The sequence below is a fragment of the Streptomyces sp. NBC_01363 genome, from assembly GCF_026340595.1.
Taxonomy (GTDB): Bacteria; Actinomycetota; Actinomycetes; order Streptomycetales; family Streptomycetaceae; genus Streptomyces.
On sequence record NZ_JAPEPF010000003.1, the window covers coordinates 82,550 to 102,133 of the forward strand.

Below are 19,584 nucleotides of genomic sequence, written 5' to 3' on the forward strand. Positions count from 1 at the left end.
AGTGGCGGTCGCCGGCTGTGAACGCATTTCCGAAAATGATTCCGCCCGTTGCGGCGCGCCGGCCGGCCTCCCGGCCGAGTTCGGGGAGCCGGGCGAACCGCCCATGAGTCTCCGACTCAGGTCACTGGCCACCGCAGGTCAGGTCCTTCGCGGGCAGTCGGCCCGTGGTCAGGTACCGCGTGACGCCAGCGTCCGCGCAGGACGGTCCGGCCACCACCACGCCGTGGCCCTCACCGCCGGCCACCGTGACCATCCGCGCACCGTGCAGCGCCCGCCGCATGCCCTGCGCCATGGCCAGCGTCGCCTGCGGATCCCACTGGTTCTGCACGATCAGCGCGTTGACGTCGTTGCTCACCACGGTGGCCGGCTCCCTTGCCGCCGACTTCCAGAACGCACACGGCTGAATGGTGGCCCCCAGGTCTCCGGCCAACGGGTACTTGGCCCGGTCTCGGATCACGTCCCGGCGGTACTGCTCAGGGTTGCGCGGCCAGCTGCGGGTGTCGCCGCAGAAGGCGGCCCAGGTGACGGCGGACTGGTTATCGGCAGGAACGGCCGCACCGAACGCTTCCGCGTCGGCGGACCGGACCGGGGCGGAGCCGGGGACAGCCGGTTCGGCCGACGCTGCCGTCACCGCCGACGCGGTCGGCGTGGCCGGCGCGGGCGGTCCGCCTGCGGCCGAAGCCTTCAACGCGACGATCCACGGGGTGACGGTCTTGACGCCGACGAACGCACCGTACTGGGAACGGATGGCGCCGCCACTGAGCGCCCCACCGTTCGACGGGACGGGTGTGCGGTCGGCGCGGGCGATGAGCTCCCAGTACGTCTTCCGGACCTTCGCCGGAGTCGGACCCAGACCGTAGGTGGCGTTGCGGGCGGCGGCCCACTCGGTCCAGCGGGTGAAGGCGAGTTCGGCCCCGGCCGACCACCCCCGGAACGTCCCTCGCCACGCGAGCGTCGGATCGAGGGCGCTGTCGAGCACGAACCGGTCCGAGCGCCGGGGGAACATCTGCGTGTAGACGGCGCCCAGGTAGGTGCCGTACGAGTACCCGAAGTAGGAGATCTTCTTTTCCCCCAGTGCCGCCCGGACGACGTCCATGTCCCGTGCCGTGTTGCGGGTGGTGAGGTGCGGCAGCATGTCGCCCGCCTTGGCCCAGCACTTGTCGGCCACCGTCCGGGCCAGGGCCACGTCCTTCGCGAACGTCCGTGCGGTGTAGGGGTGCTGGACGGCCTGTTCGTCGGCCGTCAGACCGCAGCTGATCGGCGCGCTCTGCCCGACCCCGCGCGGGTCGAAGCCGACCAGGTCGAACCGCTCTCGTACCTCCGCCGGCAGCAGCGGCTCCATCTCCACGGGCATGGTCAGCCCCGGAACGCCCGGTCCCCCGGGATTCATCAGCAGCACGCCGTGCCGCTCCTTCGCACCGCTCGCCTTTACCCGCGATATCGCGAGGTCGATCTTCTGACCCCCGGGGTCGCTGTAGTCCAGCGGCACCTTGACCTTCGCGCACTCGAACGTCGCCGGCCCGCCCGTATCGCAGCGCTCCCAACGGAGTTCCTGCTGCGCGTACTGCTGGAGCGGATCCCCCGCCGCGAACGCCGTCACGGGGGTGAGCGCTGCCATCAACGTCGTCACCGTGCCGACCGTGAGCACGGAAATCGTTCGGGCGCCTCGTAGAGCCATGCCAGTCCTCTGTGCAGAATCAGTGTCTCGAATTGCCTCCAGTCTCTGTTCCGCCCCACCCGTACCTCGTACGACGCGGGGACGGACTCGTGATCCACCTAGCGGCGTACGACGACGCACCGACGTCCTGCTGGAGTCCTGCTCCGTGTCGTTCATCAATCAGGGTGGGCGGCCGATCGGCCACCTGCCGGCCGTCACTCCGTGGACACCCCGGCCCGCAGCGCTGCGACGGCACGGGAGGGCGCAGCGCCGACGGCGCGGCCCATCGCCGTGTCGTCGGCGCCCGGGCGGGAACGGCTCAACACGGTTGCCGTGTCGTCGGCGTCCGGGCGGGAACGGCTCAACACGGTTGCCGTGTACCGGCACCCGCCGGGGTGGGTGACGACGCCGACCTCGTTGCGCACCAACCCGACCGGGCTGCCGTTCTTCGCAACCACACAAACCGGCGGACGGAGGCCAACAACAATGCAGTGTCGATCAGTTGACACCTCGCCACCGTCCGCACCCACCCGCAGACAGCAGCGCTCCGGTGCGATCGGCCCAGATCGCCTGCATCGATTCGGCCGTGTCGCGGGTGGCGGTGCGGGTGGACCGGCGCGGGTCGAGCGCCCGATCGGTGGCCAAGTTCTTGTCGGCGGCGAGCTCCTCGGGAGCGACAGTGGCAGACCAGTCCGGCCCGTCGGCCCACTCGGCGCGGCCTTCCTGTCTTACGGCTTTGTCGGACCAGCGCGCGGGTCTCCCGGCCCCTAGGGGTTAGGGGAGGGACACTCGGTGCTGTTCCTCCTGCAGACCGCGTGGCTCGCGCTGAACTGGATGCTCGGCCTCGGACTGGACGCACGGGCAGCGCAAGACCACCCGGATTCCGGACACGCGGCCCTGGAACGGGCTCGTGGACCACCGGGATCGGCGGCCTGAGAGCGGCAGACCCCTCTCTGAGGGCGTTTCCTCCTGTTGTTTCATCCCGGATTGCCGGGTTGAGTATGATTCATAGGCCAGGCCAAGTCGGGGTGGACTCGGCGGTGATTCTGCGGGTCATGAGGTTGATCATTGCGAGGTAGATCACGGCTTCGGAGCGGTGGAGTTTGGCTTCGTAGTCGCGGGCCAGACGGCGGTGGTTCATGAGCCAACCGAGTGTTCTCTCGACGGTCCAACGTCGGGGCAGGACGGTGAATCCCCTGGTGGCGGGGTCGCGTCGGACGATGTGCATGTCGATGCCGAGGGGGCGGCGTGCTCGACGAGGTGCTGGCGGTATCCGCCGTCGACCCAGGTTTTGCGGATGCTCGGATGTTCGGCCGCGATCTTCTCGATCAAGGTCTGGCCGGCGATGCCGATGATCGAGCACCTGGCCATGCAGCTCGGTATCGAGGACCTGGAGTGGTCGCGGCGGTTCCGTACGTTCCTGCACGGGCGTGCGTGGACGCACGCCGAGGTCCGAAGGCGCTGTTCGACAACGCGGTGGGGTGGCTGCGCCGCAACCGGGTGCAGCTGCCCGGGGTGAGTGTGCTGGCCCGGCAGGTGCCGGAGGCCCGGGGCGGTCGTGGGCAAGCGGCTGCACGCCACCGTCTCGGGAACCGCGCGCCGCGCGGCTACGGCGCTGCTCCAGCTGGGCATCGTGGACAGCCGCTCACAGCCGTTCGTTCTCCGTCTTCCGCTTCGCCGTGTTCAGCAGCCGGAAGGCCATGAGGACCTGGACCAGGTCCTCATGGCCTTCGCCTCCAGGTGCCGCACCAGCGCGATAAGCGTCGCCGTGCGCTTCGGCTCCGCCGCCCGCTTCAGCAACGCCCCTTCGACCCCAGGGCGTACCGGGCCAGCGCCGCCATCCGGTTCGGGGGGATCTGCGACAGCTTCAGCCGCCCGCGCTGGAACGCGCCGATCTCATCCACCCGCTCCAGCGCGCGGGCGAACGCCCTACCCGTCGTCGGCGTCGGCGGCCCGCGCAGCCGGGCCGCGTCGGCGAGCTCCGCCAGGCGCTCCAGCCGCTCGGGCGAGATGTACGTCAGGATCGGGTCGACCATCGGGACCTCCGTGCTCGGTGGGTCGCTCCCCCGCACCCTCGCTGTTCCCGCAGTCTCCGGGGTGGTCGTTCCGCCCGCGTCCCCGCAGGTGCTCCGGCGACTTCGCCCGTCGTCCCGCGAGGCGGGCACGTGCTCGTCAGAAGCTGTTTCCGAACTCACGATGCTGTGGCACGTTCATGTGAGCGTTGTCTACGGTGAAGCCATGCCCACCGAACCAGCCCCGGGTCAACCCGTACGCGCACACCTCACCACTCCCGACGGGCGGTGCCTCTCCTATCTCGACTTCGGGCCGGCAGAGGGACGGCCCTTGCTCGGGTTGCACGGACACCTCGGCGAAGGAGCTGACTTCGCGGACCTCGCCCGCGACCTGAGCCCCGACAGGTGGCGGGTGGTCGCACTGGACCAGCGAGGGCACGGGGACTCCGACCGGGCGAAGCAGTACGACCGGAACGGATACCTCGACGATCTGAGCCTCCTGCTCACCCGCCTGGGCCTTGATCATCAGCCCCTGCCCGTCCTCGGGCACTCCCTCGGTGCCATCAACGCTTACTACCTGGCCGCGGCCCGACCTGACGCTGTAAGTGCTCTGATCAACATTGACGGGCCTGCGCACCTGCCAATTGTGAACCCCGCCCCGCTGTCCGTTCTGCTCGACCTTCCGTACTCCGCCCCCACACGCGAGGAACTCCTCGCCGCCTGCGGCTCCCTGACACCCTTGCTGGAAAACGGACTGCGACCGCACCACGACGGGTGGCGGCTCGGCTCTCACCCCACGGACGTGATCGACTCCGACACCCGCGTGCTTGGCGACCACTGGCACCAATGGCTGGGCTCCCGCTGCCCCGCGCTGCTCCTGCACGGCACGGCCAGCACCGTGCTGCCCACCGCGCAGGCCCGCGAGATGGCATCTCGACGCCCCGGCACCACCCTGGTCGAACTGAACGCCGACCACTGGCCTCATCTACGGAGGCCGAAGGAGTCAGCGGTTGCAATCCGCCGATTCCTCGACTCCATTCTTGGCGGCCGGTGCAGGAAGACCTGACCCACTTTGAGTCGTTGTCCGCGGAGTTTTCCGGTCCGGGCGGTGTACTGGCGTTGCCTCACGCAGCCTTGTTGGCGCATGTCCAGGCTTGACATTGCCCTGCCCAAGTGGATGGGCAGAGGCTTCTTTCGTCCAGCTGACCTTCGCCGGTCAGCCGTCGACAGCGGTCGGTTTCCTCGGCCAGCTGGGGGTCGCGCCTTTCCGGGCGAGACGCCTGGTCATGAGGGTGATGGCGGCCCAGGTGATCAGCGTCTCGGAGTGTTGGATGAGCCGCTCATAGTCCCTCGCGTGGCGGCGGGCGTGCGTCATCCACGCGAACGACCTCTCGACGACCCACCTGCGGGGCAGCACGACGAAGCCAGAGGCGTCCTTGGGACGGCTGACCGGCTTGATCGTGAGCTTGAGGCGCTGTTTCGCCCAGTCGACGAGCTTTCCGGCGTAGGCGGAGTCGGCCCACACGATCGTGATCTCGGGGTGCATCAGGCGAAGCCGGAAGAGGACTTCAAGCGCCTGCAGTACCGGCCCGACACCCTCGACGGCTTCATAGCCGGCACCGGCCTGACTCTCGACACCCCAACGTCACCCTGACGAGCCGAAGTCAGTAACGACACCCGTCACGGGGGCGTGCGAGCAGGCCACCGCAGGGTGTCGCGATCACGACGTCGAACGGCCGGGGAACACCTGGTGGGCCTCGCCGGGTGTCGCTAATCTTGCCGAATCTGCATGCAACACCCCCCACCGCGGAGGGGATTTGAGAATCACCTTGGAGGCCGTTGGGCCCGCCGAGACAGAGGATCTGCGCCGGTGGCTGAGGCGCGACCCAGCGCTTCGCAGCGCTGTCGGCCAGGCACCGCCCGGGGCGCCCGCCCCCGACAGCATGAGCGGAGGTGCGGCCGAGCTCGTCCCCGTTCTGCTGGCGCCCGGCGGGCTCACCGCAGCCGTGGCTGCGGCCGTCGTCGCCTGGCTGCAGAGCAGACGCGGGAGCCAGACCGTCACGATTACCCGGCCGGATGGGACACAGGTCACGGTCACGTCCGAGGGGGTGGCGGGGCTGACGCCTCAGGGGACCGCCGATGTGGCGCAGCGGGTGGCCGAGATGCTCCAGCAGCCGCACCCGGCCACGGCTGACGGGCCTGAGGGCCGCCAGCCGGGCCCTGTCCCGCAGGCGCACGAAGCGGACGGGCGTGAGGGGCGGCAGCCGCCATCCGCTCCGCGGATGGATGGCCCTGACGACCAGCAGCCGCCTGTGGCGAATCGCACCTAGGCATGGCCGTCGGACGGGGGGACCTGAGCGGCGTCAACTGCCACGCGATCGTGGTCGGTACAGGGTGTTACGGCGGTAGTGGCCAAGGAGCGCTGTCGGACCTGCCGAGCGCAGCGCGCTCGGCGCGGGCGGTCGCCGCAGCACTGGAAGAGAAATGCGGTCTCAACGGTCGGGTCACCGCGATCATCGACCCGCGGGGGCCGACCGAGGTGCTCGCGGCCGTCCAGGCCGCCATCGACGCCTCGGAGGGCGGCGTCGTCCTCTTCTGCTTCGTAGGCCACGGTCTGGTCGGACCTGGACAGCAGTTGTACCTTGCCACGTCGGATACCTCCTCGGCCGTCGACACTGTGCACGCCGTCCCCTTCGACCAGGTGAGCAAGCGACTCGCCGACGCCGCGGCGAGTACCGTCGTCGTCCTCGACTGCTGCTTCTCCGGTCTCGCACAGGTCGCGCCGCGGGAGTCGTATCGCGAGGTCTTGGCCTCAGCCCGTCCGGAAGGCAGCTTTCTGCTGGCCTCGGCCACGCACTACGCCGCTTCGTTTGCGCCACCGAATGCGGAACACACGCTCTTCAGTGGGGAGTTGCTCCGACTGCTGACGGAGGGCGATCCGGGCGGTCCAAACTGGTTCACCCTCCTCGATGTCTACCGCATCCTCGACCACCGCTTCCAGGGCAGCGCCGCACGCCCGCACTCCGACGGTGTCGGACGGGCCTCCGATCTCGTCCTCGCCCGCAATCCCGGCAGGCGCGTCCACGACGCCACCGCTGCGCCGGAGACAGAGCAGGGCGGCGGCCCGTGCCCTTACCCAGGAATGCGCCCATTCCTGCCGGAGCAGCACCATCTCTTCTTCGGACGGGAGGAGCTGACGCGCAGCCTGGTACGCAGGGTGACCGCCAGCCCCCACCCGAGCCCGGTCGTCCTGGTGGGTGCGTCGGGAGCCGGAAAGTCCTCTCTGCTCCGAGCCGGACTCATAGCCGGTCTGGAGACCGAGCGGGTCCTCCTGCTGCTGGGACCCGGCGCGCGGCCGTTCCGTTCGCTCGTGGAAAGCTGGGCGACGGCAATCGGGCGGCCGTTTGCCGAGGTGGAGAAGGACCTGGCCACCGGACGGTTCAGCCCCCTCGGGCCGGACGTCCTGGTGATCGACCAGCTTGAGGAGATCTTCACCGAGTGCCAGGACCCGGAGGAGCGGGAGCTCTTCGTCCGCGCACTCGCCGCAGCGGGAACCGACGGTCCCCGCATCGTGCTCGGCCTTCGCGCCGACTTCTACGACCAGGTCCTGAACGACACACGGCTCGACGCGATCGTCAGGTGCGGACAGTTCACCGTCTCCGCCATGTCCGACACTGAACTGCGAGCGGCCATCGAACGCCCCGCAGAACAAGCCGGGCTGCGTCTGGAGGACGGCCTGTCGGACCACATCCTGCGCGAACTGCGGCAGGAGCGCGCCGTCGAAGGGGATGCCGTCCCGCTGCCGTTCCTCGCCCACGCCCTGCGCCAGACCTGGGCCGGGCGCCGCGGCACCACGCTGACCTTCACCGCCTTTCAGACCGCCGGCGGGATCCGCACAGCCGTGGCCCGGACAGCCGACGAGGTCCATGACGGGCTCGACACCGACGACCGGAGCCGACTGCGGGAACTACTGCTGCGCATGATTTTGGTGGTCGACGACAGAGGCCGTGCCGTGCGCCGCCGCGTCCCCGTGGCCGAGCTCGACCAGGACGCCGATCTGCTCGGACTGCTGACCGCGGCACGGCTCGTCGTCGTGGACCAGGACGAAGCGCAACTCTGCCACGACTCCCTGCTTCATGCCTGGCCACGGCTTCAGGACTGGATCGTTGAGAACCGGGCCGGACTACTCGTCCGCCGGAGACTCGGTGACGCCGCCGACGGCTGGCACGAGGCGGGACGCCCGGAGAGCGGCCTGTACGGGGGCGACCAATTGGCGTCCGTGCGCGCGCAACTCGCCGGTAACGTCGGTGCGCTCCACATGCGACGCGTCGAGCACGACTTCCTCGACGCGAGCCACCGCGCCGAACACCGCAGGACGAAGCTGCGCCGGATCGTCGTCTCCGTCGTCACCGTACTGGCCCTGCTCGCGACCACCCTCGCCGTACTGGCCCGCGGCGCTCAGCAGGATGCGGAGGGCCGCGAGACGATCCTGATCGCCAACGAGATCGCGGCCCAGGCGGACGCCATGCGCGCACGCGATCCGCAGACCGCGCTACGGCTCAGCCTCGCGGCGTACCGCACAGCAGATACCCCCGACACCCGGTCGAGCCTCTACGCCGCCTATCTGACAGAAGCACCGGTCGATGTCCCCGGCGGACATCGCGCGGCAGTGCTCAACCTCGCGTTCAGCCAGGACGGGGATGTGCTGGCAACCAGCCAGGCCGGCGGGCAGATACAGCTCTGGGACCTTTCGCACCGGAACATACCGGTCAAGGCGGGGGCCCTGAAGCTACATGGCAGCGCCGCCATCGCCTTCCACCCGCGCTTCCGTCTGCTGGCGGCACAGACGGCCACGGACCTCACCCTCTGGGACGTCAGCGAACCCGAGCGGCCCGAGCGGCTGTCCGAACGGGAGATCCCGAAAGGCATGACGTACGCCCTCGGGTTCGCGCCGGACGGCCGCACGCTGGCGGCGGGGGGTGACCAGGGGCGGCTTCGATTGTGGGATGTGTCGAATCCGACGGCTCCTGCACTCAGGACGGACCGGTCGGTAGCTGCCGAAGCACTGATGTCACTGGCGTTTCGCCGCGACGGCCTGATGGTCACGGGCAACGGCATCAGCGGGACGGGCAAGGCCGAGCGGCCCGCGGAGGTGAGATTGTGGGACGCACGGGATCCTGCGGATGCCCGGCTGCTGGACACCGCCGAGGCCCCGTCCGTGATGGCGGTGGCCGCTCACCCGACGCGGAATCTGCTGGTCGCGACCGGCGCGAAGGGTGTGATGGCTTGGTGGAGGGTGGAGAGTGGCCATCGGCTCGTACGCGCCGAGTACGAGGACGCACGGGACAACATCTGGGGTTACTCTTCCGACCTGCCTTCGCTGAGCTTCCGTCCCGACGGGGAGCGCCTGGCCGCCGCGAGCAATTCGGCCCAGCAAGGCGCCTTGGTCCGTGCGACGGTCGCGACCGATTTCGAGCTTTTCAGCAGCTACGCCGAACGGGGGACGGCCCCCTCGGGCGAGCCGGCCCAGTCGGTGGCCTACAGCCCCGACGGAGACCAGCTCGCGGTGGGTGACATGGCGGGCAACGTACGCGTCTGGCCGCAGCGCACCCCCGCGCCCCGGATCCGCGGGACCATGACCACACCAGACCCGGGCGCCAGCCCAATCAACGGCGACGGAACACTCATGGTGGTCGCCACGCCGGCAAAGACCTTCCAGGTCTGGGACCTCCGCCCCGCGAACACGGCCAAGGGAAGGGATCCGCGCGTGCGATTCACCCTGCCCAAGGGGTGGGAGGCCCGGTATTTCCTCCCAGGGGCCGAACGCTCCGTGCTACTGGCCCACCGCGAAGGCACGAACAACCACACGTTCCGATTGTGGGACTTCACCGGCGACGAGAATAAGCCTCCGGTGCCGGGTGAGGAATTCCATCTCGAAGCGGAGGACGTACGGACGGCAGTCTCCGCGGACGGTGGCCTCTTGGTCCTCGGGGACCTGTTCACTGCAACGGTGCGTGTGTGGGACATACGGGATCCCCTCCGACCGGTGCGCGGCGGAACGATAGCCGCCGGGCAGACCCCGGAACGGCAGAGCATGTTCTTCATGGGCAACCGGGGATTCGCCATCGTCGACCAGGGCAAGCCGGGGCACGACAAACCGACTGGTCTGCGTATCTGGGACCTCACCGACCCCGCCCGACCGTTCAAGATCCGTCTCCTCCCGGACGCTGCCACAGGACAAGCGGTCTACGTACCCTCGTCGCGTCTGCTGATGCACGACGTGCTTGCCGAGCGGACCCAACTATGGGACATGCGCGACATCCGCAAGCCCCGGAAAGCCGACCTGCTGCCCGCCGCATCCGGCGGCTACCTACCGGTTGGAAAAGACGTCCTGGCGACCATCCTCACCGACGGAACCGTGCAGTTCTGGGACGTGAGAAACCCCTACCAGGGCCGTAAGACCGGGGTGATGCGCTTCGACACCCGCCTTGAGGACATCACAATGTCGCCCGACAGGAAGCGGGTCCTCACCAGTTCCCCCTACCGCGTCTGGGATTCCCGGGCAGGCGGCCCTTGGCACACCCGCGCCATCGCCACCCTGGCAGACATGCAGGACGTGAGGCTGCTGCCTGGGAACAACCCGTTCGCAGCCGTGGTCCCGGACAATTTTCGGGAAGGACGAGTCGCGTCGGGACTCACCTATCTGATCGACCTCGACACCGACCGGATCTACGAGCGGCTGTGCACCACCCACCCTCTCAACGTCGACAAGGACCTGTGGAAAGCCCTGATCCCGCACCTGGACCACCGGCGGTCCTGCGATTGACGGATGATTGTGGAACGTTGGCCCGATTACTCAGCCGCTGATCCGACAGCGGCGCAGGAGCGGCACGACTCCTGCAGGGCCAATCAATGCTCGTTGCAGTCGCCGAGTTGGATGTTGACGCCACCGCTGCGGCCGAGAAGGGTGCTGCCAGTGTCGATCTACGGGGCAACTCCGGCCGCGGTGGCTATCCCTGTGGGGCTCGAAAAGTCGTCGTTGCAGGTCACGCGGCGTATCGATACTCGTTGATGATGCCGCCGAGGACCCTGGTGCGGAGCAGGCTTCGGTCGTCGAGGGCGTGCACGATTGCGGGCTGCTCGGTCGCGCTGGACGGTAGCTGTTGCCGGGATCGGTGCGGCCGGTGTCCGTTGTAGTGGTCCTGGTAGTCGGTCAGGACCTTCCTGGCGTGGCTCTCGCCCAGGATCAGGACGTGGTCGAGGGCCTCGCGGCGGATGGTGCCGATCACGCGTTCGCAATGCGCGTTCATGCGCGGTGCCCGGGGTGTCAATCCCCTCGTTCTGTGGAGATCTTCTATGCGGCCAGCCCCAAGGCGGAGTTGGCTCGGTGGTCGTGTTCGTAGTCGATCGGGCTGTGGTATCCGCACACGCTGTGTAGTCGGTGGGTGTTGTAGAAGCCGGTGATCCAGGTGGCGATCCTCAGCCGGGCCTCGGCCCGGGTAGCGAAGGTGTGCCGGTAGACGTACTCAACCTTGAGCACGCTGTTGAACGCCTCGCTGACGGCGTTGTCGAAACATGACCCGACCCGGCCCATGGACTGCGTCACGCCCAGGCGCCGGCAGGCGCGCTTGAACCGCCGGGACACATATTCGCTGCCGCGATCCGAGTGGAAGATCACGCCCTTCACGTCGCCACCGCGGGTGGCGGCAGCCATGTTCATGGACGCGACGACGAGCTCGGCGTCGTGTCGTTCGCCCATCGCATAGCCGAGCAGGCGCCGCGAGAACAGATCGATCACGGTGGCCAGATACAGCTTGCCCTCACCGGTGACGATCTCCGTCATATCGCCGGCCCACACCTGGTCGGGTGCGTCCGCGGTGAAGTCCCGGCGCACGAAGTCCGGAGCCGCGGCCCGTTTGCCGGGCCTGGTCAGCCCGCGGCGCCGACGGATCTTGCGTCCGGCCAGGCCGAGCTCGGCCATGATCTTGGCGACGGTGTTCACCGAGACGCGCCATCCTTCCCGCAGGAGCCTGATCCAGACCTTCGGTGAGCCATAGGTGCCGCCCGAGCCCTCGAAGATCTGCTTGATGGCCTCGGCCAGCTTCCCGCGCCGGACCTCGCGGGTTGTCATGGGCTTGCCGCGCCACTTGTAGAACCAGGACTCCGACACCCCAAGAACCCGGCAGGCCAGACGGTGCGGGACGTGGTGCTCGGCCCTCTGGTTACCGATGAACGCGGCCAGTGCCGCGGGATCGGACTCGGTCATTTCACCCAGAGGGCCATGCATCGCTTGAAGACATCACGCTCCATCTCCAGCTCCCGGATGCGCTTGTTCTTCTCGCCCATCTCCCGCCGCAGCCACTCCAGTTCCGCGCGCTCGCTCTCCCGCACCCGCCCGCCACTCTCCGCGGCCGCGGGCCGGTCGGACGATGCCGACCCGTTGCGGCGCCACCGCGAGACCCAGCTGTGCAGCGTGCCCGGATGGACACCGAGCTCCTCAGCGACCTGCGGGATCGGCTTCCCCGTCTCGATCACGATGCGTACAGCACCCTCACGGAACTCGGCGTCGTACGTCCGCTTGTCGGTTCCCATGAACCTCAACTTCCCCTGCAATCACGGACTCCACGCTACGAGGGGAGGGACAAGCACGTGATGAGCAGAACCGTGTGACGACCCCCTGCTGAAACCGGGCGCGGCGTCGCACGCCACGGTCAGTACGCACTGCCGCGGGTCGAAGGTTCGGGGCGGCGGCGGAACCGCCAGGTAGGCTCGGTCCAGGTGGCGGTGATTCGTCCGGTGCGGTCGTAGTACCTCCCGACGCAGCCGCCGCGGCCCAGACGGTGGGGGTCATCGACGGCAACTGCTCGCTGCAGCTTCTCGTCCTCCTCGGACATCTCACGCGCCGGAGCGGAGAGCGGTTCCGCCCCGCCAAGCCCGCGGCACTTCCGCCTGTATGCGCTCATATCTAAAGAGAAGAGGCTCATGGCCAGGGAAGAGGCCTTGGTCGTTGTCGCTGCCGTACCGGGAGACACCAAGATCCCGACGGAGTCAAGCTCAGAGTGGTCGCCGATCGAGTGATAGGTGGTGGGGCGCCACGGGCGACTGAGCCTGTTACTCCAGCAACTCATCCCGAGCAACCAACGGGCAACCCGAAGATGCCGGTCAGCCCCCTCTCATTTTCAGCGAACCGAAGCCTCAAAACTTTGATACATATCAAAATAACGGTAGCCAGCTGACGGCTTGTCAACTCTCACTTCCAACGACATCCCTCAGGGCCGACAAATATGGCCCATGGCCTGCTCGTTGATGTAGCGGAACTGGGCGTCCCGGTCCGGGGGCTGCGTGCCCTCATTGGAGTTGGCCTCCATGCTGACCCTTTCCTCCCGCAGCAGGTCACCGACCGTGTCGGCACTGACTTTGTGCCCCTGGCGGGTCAGCTCGCCGACGAGCTTCATCGAGGAAGGTGCGGTCCAGTGCCGCCTGCCGGGCGATGCCGGAGACGCTGACGGACGAGCCGTTCCCGGCCGCTGTCTTGAGGGCCTTGATCACTCGTTGCCGTCGGCGCTCGGTGTCGGCTGCCGGCCCTGGCTCATCGTGCTTATGCGGACCTCCAAAGACGCGCGTCGGGATGAGGCCGGCCGATGCGGGGCATGCTCCCGCGGGCGGAACACATGCAGGTCATGGCCGCCAATGGGCGTACGAGACAGAGAGACCACGCAGAGCAGCGGGCGGCCGGTGACGCTAATTCGCGAGGAGCCGTCAGTGGGCTGGTTCGGCCCTTCGCACTTGTTGCACAGGTGGCAAAGGAACCCCTCTCCGAACTAGCGGCTCGGCCTCCTTGGTTGAGGCAGAAGGGCGAGCTGGTCCGGGCCCGTGGTCACGTTCAGGAAGGAAAGTCAGGCGGCGTTTGAGCATCCAGCGACGTGGTTGAAAGCGGGCAGGCCGTCGCGGCCTGCGCCGACACGGACCGCGCCTGCATCGCAGGCGCGGTCCTGTGGTGAGTGGGTCAGCGGCCGTTCGTTAGAGAGTTCAACAATAGGGCGCCTGGTTGGTGAGAGCGGTGGCTACACGCGTCCAAACGCCGAACAGCCGGTAGAGGTCGGGCAGGGGGCCGCTGGCCTGGACCGTGCGACTGTCGGCTGAGGTGACACCTGGTATGCCGAGCAGCGTGGAGGCGACCGACGCCGACTGCCAGCGGACGGTGAGAGTGGACGTGCCGCAGTGAGCCGTGAGGGCTGCGGCATGCCGGGTGGTGAGGCTGCTGGCGACCGCTGTCTCGATGGCTTGGCGCGCTTCGGCGAGTGGGGGTAGCTCAGCAGCGAATCGGTCGCCTGCGTGTTTGACGGCGACGCAGGTGACAGTGGGATCCCAGTCGGTCATCTCTGCACAGGCAGTGTCGTCACCGGACAGCATCACGACCGGGACTCCGAGCGCCGCGGCGGTGGCGTGAGCGAGTCCGATTTCGCCGACTGGCCGGTCTTCGAGCCACATGTCCTCGATCTCGTGGCCCATGAAGCTATGACTCATGACGCCCAGGGTGCCGGCGCGGGAGTGGAAGCCGACGCAAAGCACCGCGTCGTAGGTGGCATCGAGCCCTTCGAGCATGATCATGTTCTTGGGCTTGCCGCGGACCAGGCGGGCGGCTGGGTGCAGTAGCTCGGGGAGCAGATTGCGCATGGGCCCGTGCGCGTCGTTGACGGTGACCGTGGTGGCGCCGGCGGTGAGGGCGCCACGGACCGCCGCGTTGACGTCCTCGGTCATCATCATTCGCCCGTGTTCGTAGTCCCTGCCGCTGGGCTGGACGTCGTCGGCGTCGACGAGTCCGGTGATGCCCTCCATGTCGGCACTGATGTAGATCCGCACGTTGCACTCTCCCAAATAGTTGATCACTTCGGGGGACGCCGAGTGCTGTGCCGCGGTTCGTCCCGGTACTTCGGTGATCCACACGAGGCTGCGAAAGACTGGTCGGCCCTGCACATTCATCGCGTGGCGCTCCATCACCCGCCGAATCGGGCCGCGCCAGCTGCGACTGACTCAGCGGTGGGAGTCCTCCCGCGTCCCGCATCCGCCACGGGGGCGGTTCAAGGGAGGACTCCCCCGCAGGGAAACGTGGGGGCGCTCCCGGGTTCGGCCCTCGGTCAGCGCACGGTGGGCAGGTCGACTGCGTCATTTTCGAGCAGGACGTGGGCGTCGACCATCTGGCCGTCGCGTTCGACGTAGCCCATCAGGTTCTCTCCGGACCCCCACCCCAGCAGCCGCTGGATCTCCTCGGACAGGCCGAGCAGCTTGTCGCGCGGTATCGACAGGAACTGGTTCTCCTCCTGGCGCAGACAGGCGAGGTCGAACGCCATGGTCAGACCGGTCCGGGGAGCATCGGACGAGTTGTCACCGCCGCCGTGGTAGGTCGACCCGATCCAGAGCAGCGCCGACCCCGCGCTCATGCACGTGGAGACGGCCTCCTCGCGCCTGGGTGGGCGCTCGTCGTCCCACAGGTGGCTGCCGGGGATGACCAGGGTTCCTCCGTTCTCCGCGGTGAAATCGCTGACGGCGACCATGATCTGGACCCGCCCCTCACGGCCGTAGTCCGGGTGCCGCCAGAGGAAGCTCGAGTCGTCGCGGTGCAGCCGCTGGTCACCCTGCCCGGGCTGGATCTGGATGGCCTGGGTGACGCCGACCTGGATGTCCGGGAGGATCTCGACACGGTCGTCACCGGCCCAGATCGGCACGGGCTTCTGGAGGATCTTCTTGGCGGCTCCATAGTACAGGGGATGGAGGGCGATCTCCGGCATCAGGTCCAGTCGGCCGAACAGCCCGCCGACACGTCGGGTCTTCGTCCCGGCGAAGTACGCGTCGTCGCCGCACCGGGTCTGGTCGAGGACCGGCTCCAGTTGCCGACGGAGCTCGGCGAGAACGGACGGCTTGAGGAAGCCGTCGATGATGACGCCGCCGTCGCGGCGGATGACGTCGACGGCATCGTCGACGGTGGTGGTGGCGCCGGGCAGCGTGGTCAGGCTCGTCGCGGTGGTCATGAGGTGGCCTTTCAGTGGTGGGTGGTGTCGGAGGGGAGGGAGAGGATTTCGATCTGGGCGGAGATGCCCATGCCGCCGTATCCGGCCCCGCAGGCGCGTTCCAGGTTGTCGAGGTTCGCCGCCATCAGGGACGCGCGCTGTCCCGCGCGCAGCATCGCCTGGTGCCACGACTTCGCTGCGGCGGCGTAGACGTCGAGCGTCGCCTGGTCGGTCGTGTGGTCGCCGGTCTCGAACGTGTCGACGGCCTCGTGCAACAGTTCAAGCAGCTTTCCGGTCCACAGGTGCAGGCTGTGGCGCATCTCGGAGACCGCGACGCCCTCGGCCCTCGCGTAGGAGGCCGCCTCGTGGAAGGCGCCGAGCGCGACGTTGAAGAACGCGCCCGCCATCGCGGCGTCGATCACGTTCGCGGCGCCCGGGCGGGTACCGACGAACCGGGACTGCGCGGCGATGGGGAGAAGCAGGCCGCGAAGCGCTTCCCAAGCCTGTTCGGACCCGGAGTAGTTGATACCGGAAGCCTCGGTTCCGATGTCTCCCGGGTAGGCAGCGATGGCGCCGTCGAGATACCGCGCGCCCTCGCTCTCGATCCACCCGGCGAGCGAGGTCGCCTCGTCGGGAGATCCGGTGGCCGTGTTGACGATGATCTTCCCCGTCAACGGGCCGCATTCCTCGAGAACCGATCTGGCGACGTCGTAGTCCAGGAGGCTGACGATGGTGACCGGGCTCGCGTCCACCGCGGACCGCGCGGATTCGGCCATGGCCGCACCGGCGTCCGCTAGCGATGCACATTTGGCAGAGGTGCGGTTCCACACCGTCACCCGGGCGCCGTTCTGGATCAACGCGTGTGCGAGCGCGGATCCCATGAGCCCCGTGCCCAGAAGTGATACGTCCAAGTCGATCAACCTTCCCGTGTGGTCAGTCGGCCGTAGTCCGACATCCGAAAGAACCTCGTGCGCAGCCAGTACTCGACGGTGGTCGCCGGCCAGAGCGTGTCGATGCGGCCGTCGGCGGACTGGTACCAGCTGGTGCAGCCGCCGGACGCCCACACCGTTCGCCGCATGCGCTGCTGCGTGGACGCGTAGCTGCGGATCTGCGCCTTGCGGTCGAGGTCGACGGCGCCGACGCCGATCTTCCGCATGCGGCTTATCGCCGAGGCGATGTACCTGGCCTGCGCCTCGATCATGAAGACGAGGGAGTTGTGCCCGAGTCCCGTGTTCGGCCCGTTGAGGAAGTAGAAGTTCGGGAAGCCCGATGTGGCGATACCCAGCTTGGTTGCGGCGCCGTTTCTCCAGGCGTCCAGCAGCTCGACGCCTCCGCGGCCGAACACCTTCATCGGGGCGAGGAAGCTGGTCGCTGTGAATCCGGTCGCGAAGACGATGGTGTCGACCTCGTGCTCGGCGCCGTCGGAGGTCACCACCGAGCGTGGACGGATCTCCGAGATGGCCTCTGTCACGAGGCGCACGTTGTCGCGCTGGAGTGTCGGGTACCACTCGTCGGACACGAGCCGCCGCTTGCAGCCGGGGTCGTAGTCGGGGGTGACCTTCGCCCGCAGCTCCGAGTCAGGTACCTGCTCGTTCAGGTACTTGAGTGCGAACGTGCGGTACCGCTCGATCAGTCGGCGGTTGCCGAGAAAGGCCCAGGCGAGGGATTCGAACTCCCAGTAGGTCTTCCACCGCTGGCGTCGTTGCCGCATGGGACTTCTGGAGAACATCGCCCGCGTCGAGGCCGGCAGCGGGGCGTCGCCTCGCGGCATGATCCAGTGAGGTGTCCGCTGGAAGACGTACAGCGCGGCCGTGCGGGGAGCAATCTCAGGGACGAACTGGATGGCGCTGGCGCCGGAGCCGATCACTGCGACGCGCCTGCCGGCGAGGTCGTGGTCGTGCTGCCACTGCGCGGAATGGAAGGCCGTGCCCTCGAAGGTCTCCAGGCCGGGCAGTTGGGGAATGAAGGGACGGCTGAGCCCGCCCGAGCCGTTGACGACCACGGAGACGTCGAGGGACTCACCGGAGCTGAGTTGCAGATCCCATCTGAGGGTCCGTTCGTCGAAGCGGATCTCGGAGACCTCGGTCCCGAACCGGATGTGCCGCATGATGTCGAACCGCTCGGCAACCGAACGGAGATAGGTGTGCAACTCGGACCACGGTGGGAAGACGCGGGTCCAGTGCGGATTCTGCGCGAAGGAGAAGGAGTACAGAACGCTGGGGACGTCGCAGGCCGCGCCGGGATAGGTGTTGTCGCGCCAGGTGCCACCGACATCGTCCGCGCGCTCGAACAGGGTGAAGTCGTGGATTCCCTTCTTCTTCAACGCGATCGCCATGCACAGACCGGAGAATCCCGTCCCGATGATCGCGATATGGCCGCTATTATCACTGGTTGCCATGGTGTGCCTTCGGTCAGAGACGGATCCACGTCGTCTTCATCGACGTGAACTTGTCGAGTGCGTGGATGCTCTTGTCCACGCTGTGGCCGGACAGCTTGCGACCGCCGAAGGGCACCGAGAGATCCCCTTCTTCGTAGCAGTTCACCCAGACCAGTCCTACGTCGATATCCCGGGAGAGGCGGTGCCCGCGGGAGAGGTTCGAGGTCCACAGCCCGGCGCCGAGTCCGAACGACGAGTCGTTCGCCAGCTCGATCGCCTCGTCGGCATCGGTGAAGCTCGTGACTGCGAGGACCGGTCCGAACACCTCCTGCCGGAACAGGTCGTGCTCCGGCCGCACGTCCGTGAACACGATCGGATCCAGGTACGAACTGTCATCGGCGCGTGTCTCCAGGGAGCCCAGGGCCAGCGTCGCCCCCTGCGCCACGGCGGACCTGGCGTGTGCCAGGATGTCGGCGCGGTGCTGTGCGCTCGCGACCGGCCCGATCCGGGTCGAGGGGTCGAACGGGTCGCCGACGGGGATGGCTTCGATCTCGACGATCACGTCCGCGACAAACCGCTCGGCGATGCTCTCCTCAACCAGGAGCCGGGAGCCCGCCGTGCACATCTGCCCGGCGTTGAAGGTAATCGCCCAGGCGACGGTCCTCGCGGCTTCGGCGAGGTCCGGCGCGTCGGCGAACACCAGTTGCGGGCTCTTGCCGCCGAGTTCGAGGTGGACCGCTTTCGCGTTCGACTCCCCTGAGTAGGTGAGCAGCCGCTTGCCGACCTCCGGAGATCCGGTGAACGTGAGGCAGTCGACGTCCATGTGCCGTGCGAGGGCCGATCCGGTGCTTCCACCGGCCCCGGTCACGACCTGGAGCACACCGTCGGGAAGGCCGGCCACGGAACCCAGCTCGGCCAGCCGCAGGAGGGACAGCGGCGACTGGGTGGCCGGCTTGACCACGATGCTGTTCCCGGCGAGCAGGGCCGGCGCGATCTTCCAACTGCTCAAGGTCAGGGGGAAGTTGTACGGAGTTATGGCGGCGACGACTCCTACGGGCTCGCGGGTGACCAGCGCGACGGCGTCGGCCAGGCCCCGCGGGGCTTCGTCGAGCAACTTGTCGGCGAGCTCGCCGTACCAGCGGAACGTCGCCTCGGTGGCACGCAGTTCGACATCCCGCGCCTGAATCACCGGCTTGCCCATCTCAAGCGTGATCAGCACGGCGAGCTCGTCGCGGTGCTTCCGGATCAGGTCCGCCCAGCGTCGCAGTACCGCTCCCCTGTCCCGGGCGTCGATTCGGGACCACCGCCCGTTCCGGAACGCCGCACGCGCTCCGGCGACGGCCCGGTCGACCACCGCGGGTGTGGCCATCGAAACACTCGCGACGGCCTTCCCCGTGTGAGGTGACACGACGTCCTGCCCGGCGCCTTCGGCGCTTTCGGACCAGGCCCCGTCCAGCCACATCGCGGACGGCGGGGTGAGCGTGGACGCGAACCGCGTCCACTCATCTCGGGTGTTCATCTTCCCTCTGT

The 19,584-nt window shown here is 68.1% G+C and carries 13 protein-coding genes and 6 pseudogenes; 5 read left to right on the forward strand and 14 right to left on the reverse strand.

Annotated features, from left to right (window positions below; translation table 11 throughout):
* Nucleotides 1-121: 121 nt before the first annotated feature.
* The 3 genes and pseudogenes from OG611_RS40035 to OG611_RS40830 form a co-directional block, all read right to left on the reverse strand.
* Entirely contained in the window at nt 122-1,630 is a 1,509-nt protein-coding gene (locus tag OG611_RS40035) for an alpha/beta hydrolase (protein WP_323180341.1), read from the reverse strand.
* Nucleotides 1,631-1,872: 242 nt separating this feature from the next.
* Entirely contained in the window at nt 1,873-2,115 is a 243-nt protein-coding gene (locus tag OG611_RS40040) for a hypothetical protein (protein WP_266431561.1), read from the reverse strand.
* 548 nt (nt 2,116-2,663) lie between these two features.
* Nucleotides 2,664-3,004 (reverse strand): annotated as a pseudogene (locus tag OG611_RS40830) (transposase); the annotation flags it as partial.
* A 37-nt stretch (nt 3,005-3,041) separates the two neighbouring features.
* Between OG611_RS40830 and OG611_RS41010 the strand changes: the two are divergent.
* A pseudogene (locus OG611_RS41010) lies at nt 3,042-3,263 on the forward strand (DUF4158 domain-containing protein); the annotation flags it as partial.
* A 42-nt stretch (nt 3,264-3,305) separates the two neighbouring features.
* Here the strand turns inward: OG611_RS41010 and OG611_RS41015 are convergent.
* A pseudogene (locus tag OG611_RS41015) lies at nt 3,306-3,621 on the reverse strand (Tn3 family transposase); the annotation flags it as partial.
* Nucleotides 3,622-3,895: 274 nt separating this feature from the next.
* Here OG611_RS41015 and OG611_RS40055 point away from each other — a divergent pair.
* Nucleotides 3,896-4,735: an alpha/beta fold hydrolase gene (locus OG611_RS40055; protein ID WP_266431563.1), complete on the forward strand. Its 840-nt coding sequence runs from the start codon at nt 3,896-3,898 to the stop codon at nt 4,733-4,735.
* Between the two features lie 207 nt (nt 4,736-4,942).
* Here the strand turns inward: OG611_RS40055 and OG611_RS40060 are convergent.
* Nucleotides 4,943-5,245, reverse strand: a pseudogene (locus OG611_RS40060) (transposase); the annotation flags it as partial.
* On the opposite strand from OG611_RS40060, the pseudogene OG611_RS40835 reads away from it, so the two are divergent.
* From OG611_RS40835 to OG611_RS40065, 3 genes and pseudogenes are all read left to right on the forward strand, one after another.
* Nucleotides 5,240-5,323: pseudogene (locus tag OG611_RS40835) on the forward strand (IS630 family transposase); the annotation flags it as partial. The pseudogenes OG611_RS40060 and OG611_RS40835 sit on opposite strands and share 6 nt — an antisense overlap.
* 175 nt (nt 5,324-5,498) lie before the next feature.
* Nucleotides 5,499-5,999 (forward strand): hypothetical protein, encoded by a 501-nt coding sequence (locus OG611_RS41020; RefSeq protein ID WP_353962578.1) that lies wholly within the window; start codon nt 5,499-5,501, stop codon nt 5,997-5,999.
* 2 nt (nt 6,000-6,001) lie between these two features.
* Nucleotides 6,002-10,495: a caspase family protein gene (locus OG611_RS40065; RefSeq protein ID WP_266431565.1), complete on the forward strand. Its 4,494-nt coding sequence runs from the start codon at nt 6,002-6,004 to the stop codon at nt 10,493-10,495.
* A 220-nt stretch (nt 10,496-10,715) separates the two neighbouring features.
* Here the strand turns inward: OG611_RS40065 and OG611_RS40070 are convergent, their stop codons facing one another.
* The 9 genes and pseudogenes from OG611_RS40070 to OG611_RS40110 form a co-directional block, all read right to left on the reverse strand.
* Nucleotides 10,716-11,096 carry an integrase core domain-containing protein gene (locus tag OG611_RS40070; RefSeq protein ID WP_323180342.1) on the reverse strand — a complete coding sequence of 127 codons (381 nt, stop codon included), beginning with the start codon at nt 11,094-11,096 and terminating at the stop codon, nt 10,716-10,718.
* Entirely contained in the window at nt 11,024-11,935 is a 912-nt protein-coding gene (locus tag OG611_RS40075) for an IS3 family transposase (protein ID WP_266431567.1), read from the reverse strand. The genes OG611_RS40070 and OG611_RS40075 overlap by 73 nt, the downstream gene beginning before the upstream one ends.
* Nucleotides 11,932-12,261, reverse strand: coding sequence for a transposase (locus OG611_RS40080; protein ID WP_266431569.1), 330 nt, complete (start codon nt 12,259-12,261; stop codon nt 11,932-11,934). The genes OG611_RS40075 and OG611_RS40080 overlap by 4 nt, the downstream gene beginning before the upstream one ends.
* A gap of 701 nt (nt 12,262-12,962) precedes the next feature.
* Nucleotides 12,963-13,118: pseudogene (locus OG611_RS40085) on the reverse strand (ISAzo13 family transposase); the annotation flags it as partial.
* A 580-nt stretch (nt 13,119-13,698) separates the two neighbouring features.
* Nucleotides 13,699-14,532, reverse strand: a complete 834-nt coding sequence (locus OG611_RS40090; protein WP_266431659.1) for a M55 family metallopeptidase — start codon at nt 14,530-14,532, stop codon at nt 13,699-13,701.
* A 275-nt stretch (nt 14,533-14,807) separates the two neighbouring features.
* Nucleotides 14,808-15,698 carry a phytanoyl-CoA dioxygenase family protein gene (locus tag OG611_RS40095; protein ID WP_266431571.1) on the reverse strand — a complete coding sequence of 297 codons (891 nt, stop codon included), beginning with the start codon at nt 15,696-15,698 and terminating at the stop codon, nt 14,808-14,810.
* 11 nt (nt 15,699-15,709) lie between these two features.
* Nucleotides 15,710-16,597, reverse strand: coding sequence for an NAD(P)-binding domain-containing protein (locus OG611_RS40100; protein WP_323180343.1), 888 nt, complete (start codon nt 16,595-16,597; stop codon nt 15,710-15,712).
* Nucleotides 16,594-18,075, reverse strand: coding sequence for an NAD(P)/FAD-dependent oxidoreductase (locus tag OG611_RS40105; RefSeq protein WP_266431573.1), 1,482 nt, complete (start codon nt 18,073-18,075; stop codon nt 16,594-16,596). Before OG611_RS40105 ends, OG611_RS40100 begins: the two co-directional genes overlap by 4 nt.
* A gap of 13 nt (nt 18,076-18,088) precedes the next feature.
* On the reverse strand, nt 18,089-19,573 hold the full coding sequence (locus OG611_RS40110) for an aldehyde dehydrogenase family protein (protein ID WP_266431574.1): 1,485 nt from the start codon (nt 19,571-19,573) through the stop codon (nt 18,089-18,091).
* Between the last annotated feature and the right edge of the window lie 11 nt (nt 19,574-19,584).